The organism is Nitrosopumilus sp. S4 (genome assembly GCF_054515835.1).
In genome coordinates this window covers 1,423,759-1,439,563 of the sequence record NZ_CM137258.1, presented here as the reverse complement: position 1 = coordinate 1,439,563, position 15,805 = coordinate 1,423,759, and the positions used below count along the sequence as shown (strand labels likewise).

Genomic DNA, 15,805 nt, shown 5'->3' with positions numbered 1-15,805 from the left:
TTTGAAAGCATAAATAACAATAAAGAAGCTAACGTTTGTGAGTGGTAAAGATCAGTCTGTTGTAAGTAAAGAAGCTCTGATGAGCACAAAACCTGGAAAACAAATTATGAAACAGGGATTGTTCAAATCTAAAGGCTATAAATTATTTAACAAATACAAGGAGGAAACTGAAAATGAATTCCCAAACTTTGCTCAAAGATTTGCCGAAGGATTGTTGCATGAAATAAAATCTGATACAAATCCAAATGCGACTCAACAAGCATTTGGTAATGAAGTAGGATCCACTGAAATAATTCTTAATGCCTCTGAAATTGAGCCTATAAAATCAAAATTAGAAAGTCCTGATGTCCTAAAAGATAGAGTATTGAGAATTTTAAATTCTAATTTTGTTAAAATGACTTTTCCTGTATTTAATGCACTATTTGATGGAGCCGCAGAATATTCTGGAAAAAATGATCCTCAGTTAAGACAAGATATGGTTGAAGGTCATATCCTAGCAATTGATCTTAGTGAGCCCATGGATAGAATTGTAGATAAAGATGAAGATTTGGATTATTTGGATGATTACAAATTGATGAATCCATACATTTTGAAATTAGCTAGAGACAAGATTGCAAAAGGAGGAGATCAAGTTCTCAAAGAATTTGAAGATGGATTCAAAGATGCACGAGTTGGGCAATACCTTGATGAGAAATTAAAATCAAAACCTACAACAATTACTGAAGAAGAAATGACGCTATCTTACAAAAAATATCGAGCCGTTATGGGAACTGCAGGAAGAAACATGGCCTTAGCTGAAAGACCACTTGGCGAGATCTTCTATTTGGGTATGGCAAGAGCTGCAGAAGGTGTAGGGTGTGGAAATGAAATTGAGGATTCTATTAAAAATGGATTCGTAAAGATCCCATCATGGCCATTGTATTATTCACTCTTGGCAAATGATGTGAAAAAAGGATTTGAGTTAACACTTGAGAAAAGTAATCTGTATCTAAAAGATGCAAGACTTGCGTTAGAACTTTTGCCAGAAGAATTTACTCACAAGGAATTCTTAGAATTCTTGTTTTTGACAGTTGAGCACTATAACCAATATTGGTACAATCAATTACAGAAAGCCAATAAATGGTCGGAGTTTGAATCAAAACTTCCTAGGTGATTAAATTGATGTGGTCAGAAAAATACCGACCTCAGATTATTTCTGACATGGTTGGAAACGAAGAATCTCGTGCAGCAATTATGGAATGGTTTGCAAAGTGGAAGAAAGGAACAAAGCCTTTGCTTCTAGTTGGTCCACCTGGAATTGGAAAAACAACTATCGCATATCTTGTAGCAAAACAATTCGGTTATGACATGATTGGCCTTAATGCAAGTGATGTTCGAAGTAAATCCAGAATTAACGAAATTCTCACGCCTGTATTGGCTAATGATACCGTAATGGGGACTCCAATGATCTTTGTCGATGAGGTCGATGGCATTCATGGACGCGGAGATTATGGTGGGGCATCTGCCCTTATTGATATTCTAAAAGAGCCAACAGTTCCAATTATTCTTGCAGCTAATGATGACTCTTCAGATAAAATGAAAAGCATAAAAAAAGTTGTAAAAACAATTTCATTTAAAAAAATTCCACCACGATTACTTCGAATTTATCTAGAAAATATTCTGAAAAAAGAAAGTACAAAACTTAGTCCAGGATCACTTATCAAAGTAATTGACAAATCTCGCGGAGATATCCGTTCTATGATAAATCTAGCACAATCACAAGTTACAGGATTTAATCCACAAACAGAAACTACATTTGAGAATATCAATGTGGAATATGGAGTTAATGCATTTTTTAAAGCAAATTCAATTGAAGAGGCTAGAGTAATTTTATATTCAATGCAAATTGATCCTAGGGAAAAAATTAATGCATTCTATTCTAGTATTATTACAAGTAATCTTGATAATGAAACACTTGCAAAATATTTAGAAATCATTTCAAATGCAGACATGCTTTATGGAAAAATCATGAGATATCAAAACTGGCGTTTATTGCGCTATCTTAATGACATTTTGATTAATCTATATCAAAATGACGATAGAATTAGGTATTCACAATACAATCTTTCATGGCCCTTGCTTAATAGAATTCGTTGGGATGGTGCAAAAATAAAATCATTGTCATCTGTCATGGCAAAAAAATTACATCTATCATCAAGTGCATTTGTAACTATCTGTCTTCCGTTTGTTTTATTTTGCATTAAAAATAATACATTGGAGTTAGATCTTCAGGAAACGTATGGTGATATAATTGAAAAGGAGATTGAGCATATATGAGCTGGCGAAAAATTCCAATGAAATTTCCAGGTACCTGTATTGTTTGTAATGAAAAAATCGAAATCAATGAAATTGGTTTGTGGGCCAAAGGAATTGGAGTAAAGCACGAAAAATGTGCTCAAATCAATGAATTACAATGTGTAGTTTGTGGCGGCCCTGCAGGATGTCAAATTTGTGAATTTCAAGAGATATGTGATATTCAAAATGTCTCTCAATTGTGCATATGCAAGAGTTGCAGCGAGCAAAAAGATGCATATCTAACATATGTCAAATCTGCAAAAAAGAAATTTACAATTCTTAACTCTTGATTTTCTAAAATAACCAATGATCCGTGATTTTTTATAAAATATTGATAAAGTAATCCATTTCAAACTAAATTAATATAGGAAACCATCTTGCTTTAGATCACTGTTATGCACTCTGAAAAGATTGAAGGATATACTAAAAGAATTAACACTGCATTACAGGGTGGCGGTCAAGATCGAATCAAGGCCCAACATGATAAGGGTAAATTAACTGCCAGAGAAAGAATCGATCTATTACTGGATGAAGGAACTTTTACTGAAATTGACCCATTAACAACTCATCACTATCATGAATACGACATGCAGAAGAAAAAATTCTTCACAGATGGTGTGGTTGGTGGATATGGTAATGTAAACGGTAGACAAATCTTTGTCTTTGCATATGACTTTACAGTTTTAGGAGGAACCCTAAGTCAAATGGGAGCCAAAAAAATTACTAAATTAATGGATCATGCAGTTAGAACAGGTTGTCCAGTAATTGGCATAATGGATTCTGGTGGTGCTAGAATTCAAGAAGGAATTATGAGTCTTGATGGATTTGCAGATATATTTTATCATAATCAATTAGCTTCTGGTGTAATTCCACAAATTACTGCAAGCATTGGACCATCAGCAGGTGGATCTGTTTACTCACCGGCAATGACTGACTTTGTAATTATGGTAGAAAAAGTTGGAACAATGTTTGTTACAGGTCCTGATGTAGTCAAAACTGTTCTTGGAGAAGAGATTTCATTTGATGAACTTGGTGGTGCAATGACTCATGGAACTAAAAGCGGGGTTGCACATTTTGTTGCACAAAACGAATACGAATGCATGGATTACATTAAAAAATTAATCTCTTATCTTCCCCAAAATAATACAGAATCTCCACCTAAAATCAAAACTGATGATGATCCAAACAGATTAGATCATAACTTGATCAACATTATTCCTGAAAACCCTCTGCAACCATATGATATGAAAGAAATTATTAATTCAATTGTAGATAATCACGAATTCTTTGAAGTACATGAACTCTTTGCACCGAATGTTGTAGTAGGTTATGGTAGAATGGATGGCCAAGTTGTGGGAATTGTAGCAAACCAACCAATTCATCTTGCAGGTGCACTTGACATTGACTCTTCAAATAAAGCAGCACGATTCATCAGATTCTGCGATTCATTTAACATTCCAATTATCACCCTAGTTGATACTCCAGGATACATGCCAGGTTCTAACCAAGAACATAACGGCATCATTAGACATGGAAGTAAATTACTTTATGCATATTGTGAGGCAACAGTTCCGAGAATTACTTTGGTAATTGGAAAAGCATATGGTGGTGCTTACATTGCAATGGGAAGTAAAAATCTTAGAACTGATATTAATTATGCTTGGCCAACTGCAAGATGTGCAGTTTTGGGAGGAGAGGCAGCAGTCAAAATCATGTATAGAAAAGAACTTGATGGCTCAGATGATGCTGAGGGACTAAAAAAGAAATTAATCGATGAATTTGCCGAAAAATTTGAGAATCCATACGTTGCAGCATCTCATGGAACTGTGGATAATGTTATTGATCCAGCTGAAACAAGACCTATGCTTATCAAAGCACTACAAATGCTTGCAAACAAACGTGAAAAACAACTTCCAAGAAAACATGGAAACATTAACCTGTGATTTGATATGATTGAAAAAGTACTAATTGCAAACAGAGGAGAGATTGCTTTACGTGTCATTAGAACATGTAAGAGACTTGGAATTAAAACAGTTGCAGTTTATTCTGATGAAGATTATAACTCTCTTCACGTAAAACAAGCAACAGAGGCTTATCATATTGGAGAAGCCGCACCTGCAAAATCATATCTTAATCAAGAAAAAATTCTTGAAGTGATGTTGTCTGCAGGTGCTGATGCAGTTCATCCAGGTTATGGTTTTCTTTCAGAAAATGATGATTTTGCAAGATTGTGTGAGAAAAATAAAATTAATTTTATTGGGCCAACTGCTGATTCAATGAATCTCTGTGGAGATAAAATGAGATGCAAATCTGCAATGCTGAAAGCTAAAGTTCCAACAGTTCCAGGAAGTCCAGATTTAGTAAAGGATATGGAAGAAGCAGAAAAAATTGCAAATGATATTGGATATCCTGTTTTACTAAAATCAGTTTATGGTGGTGGAGGTCGTGGTATTAGACTTGTGACAAATGATAAAGAACTACGTGAAGGTTTTCAAACAGTTACAAGTGAATCTATTTCCGCAGTTGGTAAATCTGCAATAATTGTTGAAAAATTCCTTGAAAAGACTAGACACATAGAATATCAAATGTGTAGAGACAAACACGGTAATGCTGTTCATCTCTTTGAACGAGAATGTTCAATTCAAAGACGTAATCAAAAACTAATTGAACAGACACCTTCTCCAGTAGTTGATCAAGAAACAAGAGACAGAATTGGTGAATTAGTTGTTAAAGCAGCTGAAGCCGTTGATTATACTAATTTAGGAACTGCAGAATTTCTAAGGGCTGATAATGGAGAATTTTATTTTATTGAAATCAATGCGAGGCTGCAAGTAGAGCATCCAATCTCTGAAATGGTTTCAGGCTTGGATTTTGTTAAACTTCAACTAGATATTGCTAATGGTGAAGAATTACCATTTAAACAAAAAGATCTAAAAATGAACGGATATGCAATTGAATGTAGAATTAACGCTGAAGATACATTCTTAGATTTTGCTCCTTCTACTGGACCTGTACCTGATGTAACAATTCCTTCAGGACCAAGTGTAAGATGTGATACCTATCTTTATCCTGGCTGTACTGTTTCTCCATTTTATGACTCTTTAATGGCTAAACTTTGTACATGGGGTCAGACATTTGAAGAATCTAGAACTAGAATGCTTACAGCATTAAATGATTTCTATATTCAGGGAGTAGAAACATCAATTCCACTATACAAAACAATTCTAAATTCTCCAGAATACATTAGTGGAGATCTTTCAACTGATTTCTTAAAAAGATACGGAATGATTGATAAATTAACTGAGGATCTTAAGAAAGAAAAAGATGAGAAGAGTGAAGCTGCAATTGCTGCTGCAATTGTTCATTCTGAATACTTTAAGAGCCGTATACAAAATGAACCTTCTGCAAGTTCTAATTGGAAAAACAAATTGGATTGATGATTGATGGATTATAAAATACCCGAAATTGAAAAAACATTTGAAGGAAAGATTGTACAAAATCAAGGAAATAATGATTATGTAATTAAAATAAATGATAATGAACACCAACTAAAAATAATTAGCATGAATTCTCGCGGAATTGAATTCATCTTAGATCAAAAGTATCACAAGGCAAAATATCTTGAACAATCAACTAATGAAATGAATATTGTAATTGATAATGTTCCAATTGTAATTAATCGTCATACTCACTTTGATGAAGTTGTATACAAGCACTCTGGAGGTGCTGGTGCAAGCAATGCACAACTGTCGTTGAAGAGCCAAATTCCTGGCAAAGTAGTTTCAATTGCAATAGCCGAAGGTGATACAGTAAAGAAAGGTGATGTTATTTGCACTTTAGAGTCGATGAAGATGCAAGTCTCTGTAAAGGCTCACAAAGATGGAGTTGTAAAATCAATTAAAATTAAAGAAACAGCAACTGTTGCCAAAGGCGACGCAATTGCTGATATAGAATAAAAAAATTATTTTTCCGATTTCAGGAAATTTTTAATTTCTTCATAGTTTGGTTCCTTTAATGGATCTTCTGAAACCCATTTGTAACCAATTTTTCCATCTTCATTAATTACAAAGACAGAACGTTTTGCTGCATTGTAGCCTTTGATATGCAGTAAATCTGGCATTAGAATTCCGTAATCACGAATTGTCTTACTACTATAATCTCCCAATAATGGAAAATTAAAGTGGTTTTTTTCTGCAAATGCTTTGTTTGCAAATGGACCATCATTACTGATTGCTACTACTTTTGCACCTAAATCTGAAATTTCTTTCCAAGAGTCTCTAAAATTGCACAGTTCAGTTTCACAAACTGGGGAACTTGCAGCAACTATGAATGACAAAACGATTTTTCCGCCTTTAAAATCATCCAAAGTCCGCAGCTTCAACTCTGTGTCTGGAAGCTCAAAGTTAGGAGCACTATCTCCAATATTCAATGACATGATCGCTATTTTATAATGTCCTATAAAGTACTTTAGAAAAATTTCTTTTTGAAAAAATTGATCGAAAAAAAGGAAGAATACCTTTTTATACAAAAATCAGAGTCAGAAGATAAATTGGTCGGGGAATTAGCGGGCAATTATAGTACCGTGGTGTTAATGTTTGGTTTTGCAGTAGTAGCAATGGCACCTGCGTTGCTTATTTCACGAATGATCTCTCCTCGAAGAAAAAGTAATCCAGTAAAGTTCTTGCCGATGGAATGTGGTCAAGTTCCAACAGGTGAAGGAAGAACTCACTTTATGATGCAGTATTATCCGTATATTCTGATGTTTGTAATATTTGATGTAATGGCTATTTTCTTGTATGCATGGGGAAGTGCACTATTAGAACTTCCAAAGAGTGCAACATTACCTATGATGGGATTTCTAGCAATAATGTTTGGTGCAATGGCATTTGCACTATATCAATCAGGGAGACGGAACATATGGTAGTTATTTATACAAATTACATTTATGGGGATAGGGGATAAGATTGCTCAAAGACTTAGTAACACCAGAAAATGCAAATGTCTTCATCGGTAAGTTAGGAGATATTTTAGAAAAAGCAATCGACAAACCATTGGGCTATGCCATCAATTGGGGTAGAATTTGGTCACTCTGGCCTGTCCACATTGAAACAGCTTGTTGCAGTGTAGAATTTGGCGCAGCATCAAGTCCTAGATATGATGTTGAAAGATTTGGTATCATCGAAGCATTTGGATCACTACGACAATGTGATCTAATTGTAGTTCAAGGAACTATTACAAGAAAAATGGCACCACGTCTCAGATTAGTTTATGATCAAATGCCAGAACCAAAGTATGTGATTGCTATGGGTGCTTGTGCAATTACCGGAGGATTGTATTTTGATTCATACAATGTACTTCCAGGAATTGACGGAGTAATTCCAGTTGATGTCTATGTTCCAGGTTGCCCACCTAGACCTGAAACTCTCATACAAGGTTGTATGTTATTGCAAGAAAAAATCAAGAGAATGAAGGCTAGGAAGTTTGTATAATGAGTTCCGATTCTGAAAAACCTGCTGCAGAAGCAAAACCTGAAACTAAACCAACTCCACCAGCAGCTAAACCTGCAGCTAAACCGCCACCAAAACCAGCTGCAAAAAAACAAGAAGAAAAACCAATTCCTGCATTTGAGAAAGGAATCTCTGATAAAATAGTAGAAAAGTTTGGCGATAAAGTCAAAGTTACATTTGTTAAAGAAGATCGAGTTGGAATTAATGCCCCTAAAGAGAATGTACATGAAGTAGCAGAATTTGTTCGTGATGCACTAAACTATGATCATGTAGAGTCTGTTTCAGGAGTAGATTATCCTGCAGATAATGAGATTGAGGTTGTTTATCATATTGGCTCTTATTCTGATACTGCCTTAGCAAGACAAGTTCTTGAATTAACAACTAGGGCACCTAGAGAATCAAATCCTATTCCTGGAAATGATGCAACTAAACTTCCAAGTCTTAGAGATATATTTTACAGCGTAGAATTTCATGAAAGAGAGATTTTTGAAATGCTAGGTGTTTACTTTGAAGGACATCCTGATAACAGACGATTACTTTTGCCAGAAGATTGGGCAGATTTACCACCACTTCGAAAGGACTTTGCAATAAAGGGAAGATAGAGATGACTGCAGAACTACCACCAGGATTAGCACTCCAAAAAGTCGACGAGAGAATAATGACTCTCAATGTAGGACCACAACATCCTGGTTCTGGACATATGAGAATTATTGTACAAATTGATGGTGACTATATTGTTGCATGTGATCCTGATCCTGGATATGTACACCGCGGAGAAGAAAAGATGGCAGAGTATAGAAATTACATTACAAATATTCCACACTTAGAAAGACCAGTAATTCATGATTCATGCAATGTTTTGTATCCATATGTTTTGGGTGCAGAAGAACTACTAGGAATTGAAGTTCCAGAACGAGCAAAATATGTCCGAGTTATTGCATCTGAACTAAATCGATGTATCTATACAATGTACTGGCTTGCAATTTACGGAATTTTCCTAGGACACTCTACAATGTTTATGTGGCCAGCAGGTGATCGTGAGCTCTTAATTGATTTAATGGAGAAGATGACTGGTGCAAGAGTAACACATGCACACTTTGTTCCAGGTGGAGTTAGAAATGACTTACCACCAAACTTTGAGGATGTTTGTCTACGCCAAGTAAATTATTTTGAAAAGCGTATCAAAGAATATGCAGCAATTTTTTATGATAATCCAATTTTGATCTCAAGAACTAAAGATACTGGTGTTTTATCACGTCAAGATGCAATTAGACTTGGAACAACTGGTTCTGTTCTTCGTGCAAGTGGAGTTGATTATGATCTTAGAAAGAAAGAACCTTATGATGTCTACGATGAACTAGACTTCCAAACAAATGTCATGAAAGAAGGAGATTCTTATGCAAGATCCAGAGTTCCATGGCTTGACATGATGGAGAGTTGCAATATTATTCGTCAAGCATTACAAAAGATGCCAAAATCTGGCTCCGTTAGAGTAAAACTAAAACCAAATCCAAAAGGAATTGTCGGCTCTGTTTACAAACGTGTAGAATCTGGTAGAGGTTCACTTGGTTGTTACATAGTATCTGATGGAAAACCCGAACCATACAGAGTAAAGATGAGTGTTGGGTCCTTTAGAAATCTAATTGCATTACCATACCTTCTCAAAGGAGAAAAACTCGGTAACATGCCATCAGTTTACTGGAGTCTAAATTATTGGCCAGTGGAGGCAGACCGATAGATGTCAGTTATTGCACCAAATTTCAAACTTAGTGAGTTTATCAAGTCATTACTTGATAATGCATTCTGGGCAGTTCTTCTATTAGTTATAGTTGGTATTCCTGCAGTTCAGATTGTTTTATTCTTCATTGAGATGCCAGTTATTGATGGTGAGTTATTAACACCATTTCTTGCATTTACTTGGTTAGCAGATCCGTCACGTCTTCTTCCAATAGTTCATGCGTTTATGGCAACTGATATGTTCAGAGTTATGGCATTTCCTGGATTTGGTTTTGCCGCATTGCTTGCTGCTGGAACAATTTTTGTTGAAAGAAAGATGCTTGCAAAATTACAATTAAGAGTTGGTCCATTTTACTGTGGAAAAATTGAAGGTATTTTACAATTAATGGGAGATGGATTGAAGTTAATCTCAAAAGAAATTATTATTCCAGCAAAAGCTGATAAACCTATTTTCTGGGCAGCACCGGTATTGTTTGTCGGAGCTGCTGCTGCATTTGTAGCACTTATTCCAGTTGCACCTGGTTGGGTTGTAGCCGATGTTGATCTTGGATTAATTGGTGTATTTGCTGTAATTGGATTCTTCCCAATCATTACAATTCTTTCTGCATGGTCTGCAAACAGCAAATTCCCATTCATTGGTGGAATCAGAGCATTGTTCCAAATGGTTTCATTTGAAATTCCATTAATCTTATCATTACTTGGTGTTGTAATCTTAACTGGTACTCTTAATCTCTCAGAGATTGCAGCAAGTCAATCAAGTTTTCCATGGATTGTTTTCTTACCTGTTGGTGCAATTGTATTCTTTATTACAATGCTAGCTGAACTTGAAAGAATTCCATTTGATCTTCCAGAAGCAGAGTCTGAAATTGTTGCCGGTTGGTTAACAGAACTCTCTGGAATGATGTACGGTCTTGTTCAATTGGGTACATATCTGAAACTTTATGCATTTGCAGCTTTGTTTGTTGTTCTATTTCTTGGTGGATGGAATGGTCCAATGGTTGTTCCTCCATTCCCAGCAGAAATTATTACTGATGGAATTGAATTAGGTCCAGTTACTGCAAAGATTCCAGGATTACCACTATTCACTCAAGAGATGCTCAATGGAACATTATGGTTTGTTCTCAAGACCGTTGGTGTGATATTCTTTATACTATTACCAAGAGGTGTTTTCCCAAGAATTAGAATTGATATGTTGCTAAGTCTTGGATGGACTAAATTAATTGGTCTTGCCTTTGTTAACATCTTTATTGCACTAGGCTTGCTTTACGCTGGCGTGTTGGGTCCAGGAGGCTTACAATAATGGGAACTGCAACCGGAATTATCCGTGCTTTAAACTCTGGAATTAAACACTTAGCAATAAAGCGATTTACACTTCGTTATCCTGAAGAGAAACTAAAGTTTGTAGGAGATGGATATCAATTTGATCCATCAACAGGTGTTGGAATTGCAGGACTAAAAGGACGCCATATGCTGTTTCATGATCACTGTACAGGATGTCAATTATGTTCAATTGCATGTGAGGGTGTTGCAGAAGCTATTGCAATGGTAAAGGTTCCAGAAGAACAAAAACAAAACAAGAAATCAATCATGCCTCAAATTGATTATGGTAAATGTGTATTTTGTGGTCTTTGTGTTGATGCATGTCCATTTTATGCTCTATACATGACAAACGATTATGAATTATCTTCATTTTCTAAAGAAGGATTAATCTATACTCCTGCACAACTTGCAGTAAAGCCATACGTTACACAAGACAGTGAAATCCAAATTACTGATAGAGGTGCAACACATGGCTGATGCAGTATTTCTTGCATTATCTGTAATTACTATTGGTTCTGCAATTGCAGCCCTAGAACTTCGTTCCTTAATTTATGGCTCTATTGCTTTGATGGGAACCCTTGGTGGAATTGCAGGTTTCTTTTTCTTATTAGATTCACCATTTGTTGCATTATTCCAACTTGCAGTTTATGTTGGCTCCATTGCAGTACTGATTCTATTTACTGTCATGCTAGTAAAACGTGAATTAATTTTTAAAAATATTGAGGATAAGAGAAGAAAATTTGCAGGATTTGGATTGATGTTAGTTGTTATGGTGGCACTAGGTGCTGTCTTTTTAGATTCGGGAATTAAGAGTATCAATACAGACGAGCCAGCCGTTGACTTTAGGGATATTGGTACTGACTTTGTAACATACTATTGGCCAGCATTAATTTTGATGGCCTTAATTTTAGCAGGCTCTGTAACTGGAGCACTAGTTTTAGCCAAACGAGAGGATGTGGAGAATGACCAGCGAACTAATTGACTTTACATTAGTTTCAGTTGCCCTATTGGGAATAGGAATTTACGGACTTGCCGTTAAACGAAATTTCATTCGTATGCTATTTGCAGTTGAGATAATTATCAATGCTGCAAACTTGAATCTTGTTGCATTTGGAAGATTCATTCCTGACAGTGGTGGTCAAACATTAGCATTGTTCTCCATTGCTATTGCTGCAGCAGAAGTTGGAGTTGGATTATCATTAATCATTGTTGCATACAGAATGTATCAGAATGTCGATATTGCAGACTTTAGGAGCTTGAAGGGTTAATGGAGTATGCATTATTACAGGCAGTTTTCTTGCCATTATTGTTATCACCAGTAGCCTATATTATCGGAAGAAAAGCTGGTCCAACTCCCGCAATGTGGTTTACATTTGCAATTTTACTATACACAACAATCCTGGTAATTACATCGGCACTTTCTGGAACTGTCGAAGAACATTATCCATGGACTGATATGTTTGGTGAGTTTGGATTTGTCTTAGATGGATTAGCATCACCATTTGCAATCATCATCTATGTCCTATCTACAATCTTAGTTCTCTACTCCAAACCATACATGATTCATAAATTCCATGAGCAGTTTGAAGAAGAACAAAACATCAACAATTCCGGTAGTGGACAGACCTCAGTTGTTGAATCATCATCTCTTTCTAATTATGTAAATGCAAAGTCTGGACTTTACTTTGCACTATATCTTGTCTTTGCAATGGGAATGCTTGGAACTGTACTTGCAACAAATCTGATTGAATTTTATATCTTCTTTGAGGTAATGTTGATTCCAGGTTTCTTCCTAGTTGCACTATGGGGAGATGGTCCACGAAGAAAGATTGGTCTGATGTTCTTGTTTTGGACTCACGCAGGAGCAGTAGTCTTACTCTTAGGATTCTTGATGATTGGCCTGACAATAGGCAGCTTTGACTTTGCAGACATTAATGAATCAGAAATTCCTGCAGATATTGCGTTAATTTCTGCAGTTGCTATTGCAATTGGACTTGGGGTAAAACTTGCAGTCTTTATGTTCCATGTGTGGCTTCCATATGTCCACGGTTCAGCACCAACACCAATTAGTGCACTGTTGTCACCTGCAATGATTGGAATTGGAGCATATGGTATCTTTAGATTGATTGTTGAATTTTTGCCATTAACGTTTGCAGAACTTTCAATTTGGTTCCACATTTGGGGATTGGTTACAATGATTTATGGTGGTGCAATGGCTTTGATACAAGATGATCTAAAACGTCTACTTGCTTATTCTAGCATCAGTCAAATGGGATATCTCTTATTTGGAATTGGATCATTTTCTGTTCTTGGTTTATCGGGAGCTGAGATGATGTATGTAACTCACGGTATTGGTAAAGGAATTCTCTTTATGATGGCCGGAGTAATTATTGTTAAAGTTGGAACTCGAAGTATCTCTAAACTTGGCGGCTTAGCTGGTAAGATGCCAATCACTGCAACATGTGCAGTTATTGGTGCACTAACTATCATGGGTGTTCCACCAACAAGTGGATTTATGGGAGAATGGATTCTATTTTACGGTGCATTGGAAACTGCAATTGAAGAAGGTTCCACATTAAGAGCAATAACATTTGGTTTAGGTCTTGTTGCAACTGCACTGACAATGGCTTACATGTTATGGATGCTTAAGCGTGTCTTCTTTGGAAAAACTCCAGAGCATCTTGAGAAAGTAAAAGAAGGAAGTTGGTACATGACAGCACCAATGATGGTATTGGCAGGATTTACAATTGTTGTTGGAATTTATCCAGACATTTTCTTAAAGACAATTATTCCGTACATGAATGGAGTGTTAGGAGTCTAGGTTATGGCAACAGAAGCTATTGGATTACCATTTGAAGTAGGGGCAGCAAGTGCCTGGTTAGTTTGGATTTTACCCTTTATTGCAGCCCTAATCATGCCTGGAATCGGCAAGGTATCAAAGAGAGCAACTGGATATGTGGCAGTTGGATTTGCTTTGATGAGTGCATTATCTGCTGCGACAATGCTTCCAATGGCCCTTGAAGCACATGAGATTCATGATCAAATTATGTGGATTGAAGCAATTGGATTAAAGGGAGGAGTATTAGCTGATCCTCTCTCAATAATTATGACCAATGTTGTTGGTTGGATTTCATTCCTCATTATGATTTACAGTACTGGATACATGAAAGGCGATAAAGATATTACAAGATTCTGGTTTTGGATGATGTTCTTTATTGGTTCAATGCAGCTTATTGTTTTATCTGATAACTTACTCCAAGTTTTCTTTGGATGGGAAGGAGTAGGACTTGCATCATATGCATTGATCAGCTTTTGGTATCGTGACAAAAAGAAAGATCATGTTGGTACAGAAGGAAGAACAGTTCTTGGAATGCTAGATTACTATGCACCAACTCATGCTGGTATGAAGGCTTTCATCATGACCAAAGTAGGTGATGTGATGATGATTGCAGGAATGCTGTTGATATTTTTGTTTGCTGGAACATTTGGATTTAAAGAATTGATGGGAGATACAGATTGGGCAACTACTATGGCTGCTCAAGGATTGCTAGTTCCTGCATTTGTTTTGCTGTTTGGTGGAGCTGTAGGAAAATCCGCACAATTCCCACTCAACGAGTGGCTCTTAGAGGCAATGACTGGTCCAACTGCAGTCTCTGCATTGATTCACGCTGCAACAATGGTAAAGGCAGGTGTCTTCTTGGTGGCAAGAATTGGTCCTTTGGTATTTGCATTAGGTGCTGCCGGAATTCTAGCAGATCAGTTCTTTGAGATTGTTGCATGGGTTGGAGCAATTACTGCATTACTTCTTGCAACGCAAGGTATGGTTAATCCCGAAATTAAGAAAGTCCTTGCATATTCTACAGGCTCACAAATTGGTTACATGATGATGGCTCTAGGAGTAGCTGGATTATCTCATCAATATGTTGATGGATATACTGCAGGATTCTTCCATTTGATTTCTCATGCAATGTTTAAGGCTTCATTATTTATGGCAGCAGGATCTCTGTTGCATATTGTTGGTTCTAGATTTATGACAGATATGGGTGGTCTGCGAAAACAGATGAAGAAAACATATGCCTTCATGTGGGCTGCAGGTCTTGGATTAATGGGTGCACCATTTATCACAACAGGTTTCTGGAGTAAAGATGCAATCTTTGCAGCAGTCTATGAATCAGGAAATGAATGGGCATTACCATTGTACTCTATTGCAGTCATAACTGCAGTGATTACAGCATTCTATACAACAAGAATGATTGGAATGGTCTTCTTTGGAAAGAAGAGCAAACACATTGAAAAGATGGAAGAAGAAGGTCATCACATTCATGAAGCATCACTATCCATGTGGGTGCCTTATGGAATTTTAGCTGTGTTGACTATTGGAATTGGATTAATTGGATTATCAACAGAGGAAGGACTACATCACTTGTTTACTGAATATCTAGAACACTCATTTGGAATTCACACTGAACATTTGGCAGCAGAAGCATCAATACTTCCAGAGTTCTTACAAGGACTTAACCCAGTTGCACTAGGATCATCCCTTGCAGCATTTGCAATTGGAATTGCACTGGGATACATATTCTATATTGGCAGATGGGTGGATCCTGTCAAATTTGTAAATTCAAATCTATTCTTTTATGGAATTCACAAACTTTTCTTAAACAGATGGTATCTTAATGCCATAATCTATTGGTGCTTTGTTGTGGCACCACTATGGTTAGCAAGAGGCATATTCAGATACTTTGAAAAGACCGCTATTGATTATGGTATGAATGATGGAGTCCAGAAAGCAGTTGGATGGAGCGCTAGAGTCGTCCAAGGAACTCAAACTGGTGTATCTCAGTCATACTTATTCGTATTTGGAGCAGGGCTACTATTCGTAGTTCTGATATTGTTGATTTAGGAGA

At 36.4% G+C, this 15,805-nt stretch carries 17 protein-coding genes; 16 read left to right on the top strand and 1 reads right to left on the bottom strand.

What is annotated here, in order from left to right; genetic code table 11:
* The first annotated feature begins 37 nt into the window (after positions 1 to 37).
* The 6 genes from ACX119_RS08530 to ACX119_RS08505 all read left to right on the top strand — a co-directional run bounded on the left by ACX119_RS08530 (position 38) and on the right by ACX119_RS08505 (position 6,290).
* Complete coding sequence (locus ACX119_RS08530; RefSeq protein WP_459350835.1) at positions 38 to 1,153, top strand: hypothetical protein; 1,116 nt, start codon at positions 38 to 40, stop codon at positions 1,151 to 1,153.
* An 8-nt stretch (positions 1,154 to 1,161) separates the two neighbouring features.
* A complete protein-coding gene (locus tag ACX119_RS08525; RefSeq protein WP_459350834.1) occupies positions 1,162 to 2,316 on the top strand; it encodes an AAA family ATPase in 1,155 nt (384 codons plus the stop codon).
* Entirely contained in the window at positions 2,313 to 2,624 is a 312-nt protein-coding gene (locus tag ACX119_RS08520; protein ID WP_459350833.1) for a hypothetical protein, read from the top strand. Before ACX119_RS08525 ends, ACX119_RS08520 begins: the two co-directional genes overlap by 4 nt.
* Before the next feature lie 105 nt (positions 2,625 to 2,729).
* The gene (locus ACX119_RS08515) at positions 2,730 to 4,277 is read left to right on the top strand and encodes an acyl-CoA carboxylase subunit beta (protein WP_459350832.1); all 1,548 of its coding nucleotides are present in this window, start codon (positions 2,730 to 2,732) and stop codon (positions 4,275 to 4,277) included.
* Between the two features lie 6 nt (positions 4,278 to 4,283).
* Entirely contained in the window at positions 4,284 to 5,771 is a 1,488-nt protein-coding gene (locus ACX119_RS08510; RefSeq protein WP_459350831.1) for an acetyl-CoA carboxylase biotin carboxylase subunit, read from the top strand.
* Positions 5,772 to 5,777: 6 nt separating this feature from the next.
* Positions 5,778 to 6,290, top strand: coding sequence for an acyl-CoA carboxylase biotin carboxyl carrier protein subunit (locus ACX119_RS08505; protein ID WP_459350830.1), 513 nt, complete (start codon positions 5,778 to 5,780; stop codon positions 6,288 to 6,290).
* A gap of 5 nt (positions 6,291 to 6,295) precedes the next feature.
* Here ACX119_RS08505 and ACX119_RS08500 read toward each other — a convergent pair whose 3' ends face one another.
* Positions 6,296 to 6,769: a redoxin domain-containing protein gene (locus ACX119_RS08500; protein WP_459350829.1), complete on the bottom strand. Its 474-nt coding sequence runs from the start codon at positions 6,767 to 6,769 to the stop codon at positions 6,296 to 6,298.
* Positions 6,770 to 6,817: 48 nt separating this feature from the next.
* Between ACX119_RS08500 and ACX119_RS08495 the strand changes: the two genes are divergently transcribed.
* Genes ACX119_RS08495 through ACX119_RS08450 form a run of 10 tightly spaced genes read left to right on the top strand, consistent with a single transcriptional unit; the run spans position 6,818 to position 15,801 of the window.
* Positions 6,818 to 7,258, top strand: coding sequence for an NADH-quinone oxidoreductase subunit A (locus ACX119_RS08495; RefSeq protein ID WP_459350828.1), 441 nt, complete (start codon positions 6,818 to 6,820; stop codon positions 7,256 to 7,258).
* 40 nt (positions 7,259 to 7,298) lie between these two features.
* On the top strand, positions 7,299 to 7,823 hold the full coding sequence (locus ACX119_RS08490; protein WP_297593855.1) for an NADH-quinone oxidoreductase subunit B: 525 nt from the start codon (positions 7,299 to 7,301) through the stop codon (positions 7,821 to 7,823).
* A complete protein-coding gene (locus ACX119_RS08485) occupies positions 7,823 to 8,443 on the top strand; it encodes an NADH-quinone oxidoreductase subunit C (protein WP_459350827.1) in 621 nt (206 codons plus the stop codon). Before ACX119_RS08490 ends, ACX119_RS08485 begins: the two co-directional genes overlap by 1 nt.
* 2 nt (positions 8,444 to 8,445) lie before the next feature.
* Positions 8,446 to 9,579 (top strand): NADH-quinone oxidoreductase subunit D, encoded by a 1,134-nt coding sequence (locus tag ACX119_RS08480; RefSeq protein WP_297593859.1) that lies wholly within the window; start codon positions 8,446 to 8,448, stop codon positions 9,577 to 9,579.
* A complete protein-coding gene (nuoH, locus tag ACX119_RS08475; RefSeq protein ID WP_459350826.1) occupies positions 9,580 to 10,878 on the top strand; it encodes an NADH-quinone oxidoreductase subunit NuoH in 1,299 nt (432 codons plus the stop codon).
* Positions 10,878 to 11,375, top strand: coding sequence for a 4Fe-4S binding protein (locus ACX119_RS08470; protein WP_459350825.1), 498 nt, complete (start codon positions 10,878 to 10,880; stop codon positions 11,373 to 11,375). The genes nuoH and ACX119_RS08470 overlap by 1 nt, the downstream gene beginning before the upstream one ends.
* Complete coding sequence (locus tag ACX119_RS08465; protein WP_459350824.1) at positions 11,368 to 11,880, top strand: NADH-quinone oxidoreductase subunit J family protein; 513 nt, start codon at positions 11,368 to 11,370, stop codon at positions 11,878 to 11,880. Before ACX119_RS08470 ends, ACX119_RS08465 begins: the two co-directional genes overlap by 8 nt.
* Positions 11,861 to 12,166 (top strand): NADH-quinone oxidoreductase subunit NuoK, encoded by a 306-nt coding sequence (gene nuoK / locus ACX119_RS08460; RefSeq protein ID WP_459350823.1) that lies wholly within the window; start codon positions 11,861 to 11,863, stop codon positions 12,164 to 12,166. Before ACX119_RS08465 ends, nuoK begins: the two co-directional genes overlap by 20 nt.
* On the top strand, positions 12,166 to 13,719 hold the full coding sequence (locus ACX119_RS08455; RefSeq protein ID WP_459350822.1) for a complex I subunit 4 family protein: 1,554 nt from the start codon (positions 12,166 to 12,168) through the stop codon (positions 13,717 to 13,719). The genes nuoK and ACX119_RS08455 overlap by 1 nt, the downstream gene beginning before the upstream one ends.
* A gap of 3 nt (positions 13,720 to 13,722) precedes the next feature.
* The gene (locus ACX119_RS08450; RefSeq protein ID WP_459350821.1) at positions 13,723 to 15,801 is read left to right on the top strand and encodes an NADH-quinone oxidoreductase subunit 5 family protein; all 2,079 of its coding nucleotides are present in this window, start codon (positions 13,723 to 13,725) and stop codon (positions 15,799 to 15,801) included.
* Positions 15,802 to 15,805 lie beyond the last annotated feature (4 nt).

Coding starts and splice junctions, on each gene's coding strand:
- ACX119_RS08525 (WP_459350834.1), top strand. CDS start 1,162: ATGTGGTCAGAAAAATACCGACCTCAGATTATTTCTGACATGGTTGGA.
- ACX119_RS08520 (WP_459350833.1), top strand. CDS start 2,313: ATGAGCTGGCGAAAAATTCCAATGAAATTTCCAGGTACCTGTATTGTT.
- ACX119_RS08515 (WP_459350832.1), top strand. CDS start 2,730: ATGCACTCTGAAAAGATTGAAGGATATACTAAAAGAATTAACACTGCA.
- ACX119_RS08510 (WP_459350831.1), top strand. CDS start 4,284: ATGATTGAAAAAGTACTAATTGCAAACAGAGGAGAGATTGCTTTACGT.
- ACX119_RS08505 (WP_459350830.1), top strand. CDS start 5,778: ATGGATTATAAAATACCCGAAATTGAAAAAACATTTGAAGGAAAGATT.
- ACX119_RS08500 (WP_459350829.1), bottom strand. CDS start 6,769: ATGTCATTGAATATTGGAGATAGTGCTCCTAACTTTGAGCTTCCAGAC.
- ACX119_RS08485 (WP_459350827.1), top strand. CDS start 7,823: ATGAGTTCCGATTCTGAAAAACCTGCTGCAGAAGCAAAACCTGAAACT.
- ACX119_RS08480 (WP_297593859.1), top strand. CDS start 8,446: ATGACTGCAGAACTACCACCAGGATTAGCACTCCAAAAAGTCGACGAG.
- nuoH (WP_459350826.1), top strand. CDS start 9,580: ATGTCAGTTATTGCACCAAATTTCAAACTTAGTGAGTTTATCAAGTCA.
- ACX119_RS08470 (WP_459350825.1), top strand. CDS start 10,878: ATGGGAACTGCAACCGGAATTATCCGTGCTTTAAACTCTGGAATTAAA.
- ACX119_RS08465 (WP_459350824.1), top strand. CDS start 11,368: ATGGCTGATGCAGTATTTCTTGCATTATCTGTAATTACTATTGGTTCT.
- nuoK (WP_459350823.1), top strand. CDS start 11,861: ATGACCAGCGAACTAATTGACTTTACATTAGTTTCAGTTGCCCTATTG.
- ACX119_RS08455 (WP_459350822.1), top strand. CDS start 12,166: ATGGAGTATGCATTATTACAGGCAGTTTTCTTGCCATTATTGTTATCA.
- ACX119_RS08450 (WP_459350821.1), top strand. CDS start 13,723: ATGGCAACAGAAGCTATTGGATTACCATTTGAAGTAGGGGCAGCAAGT.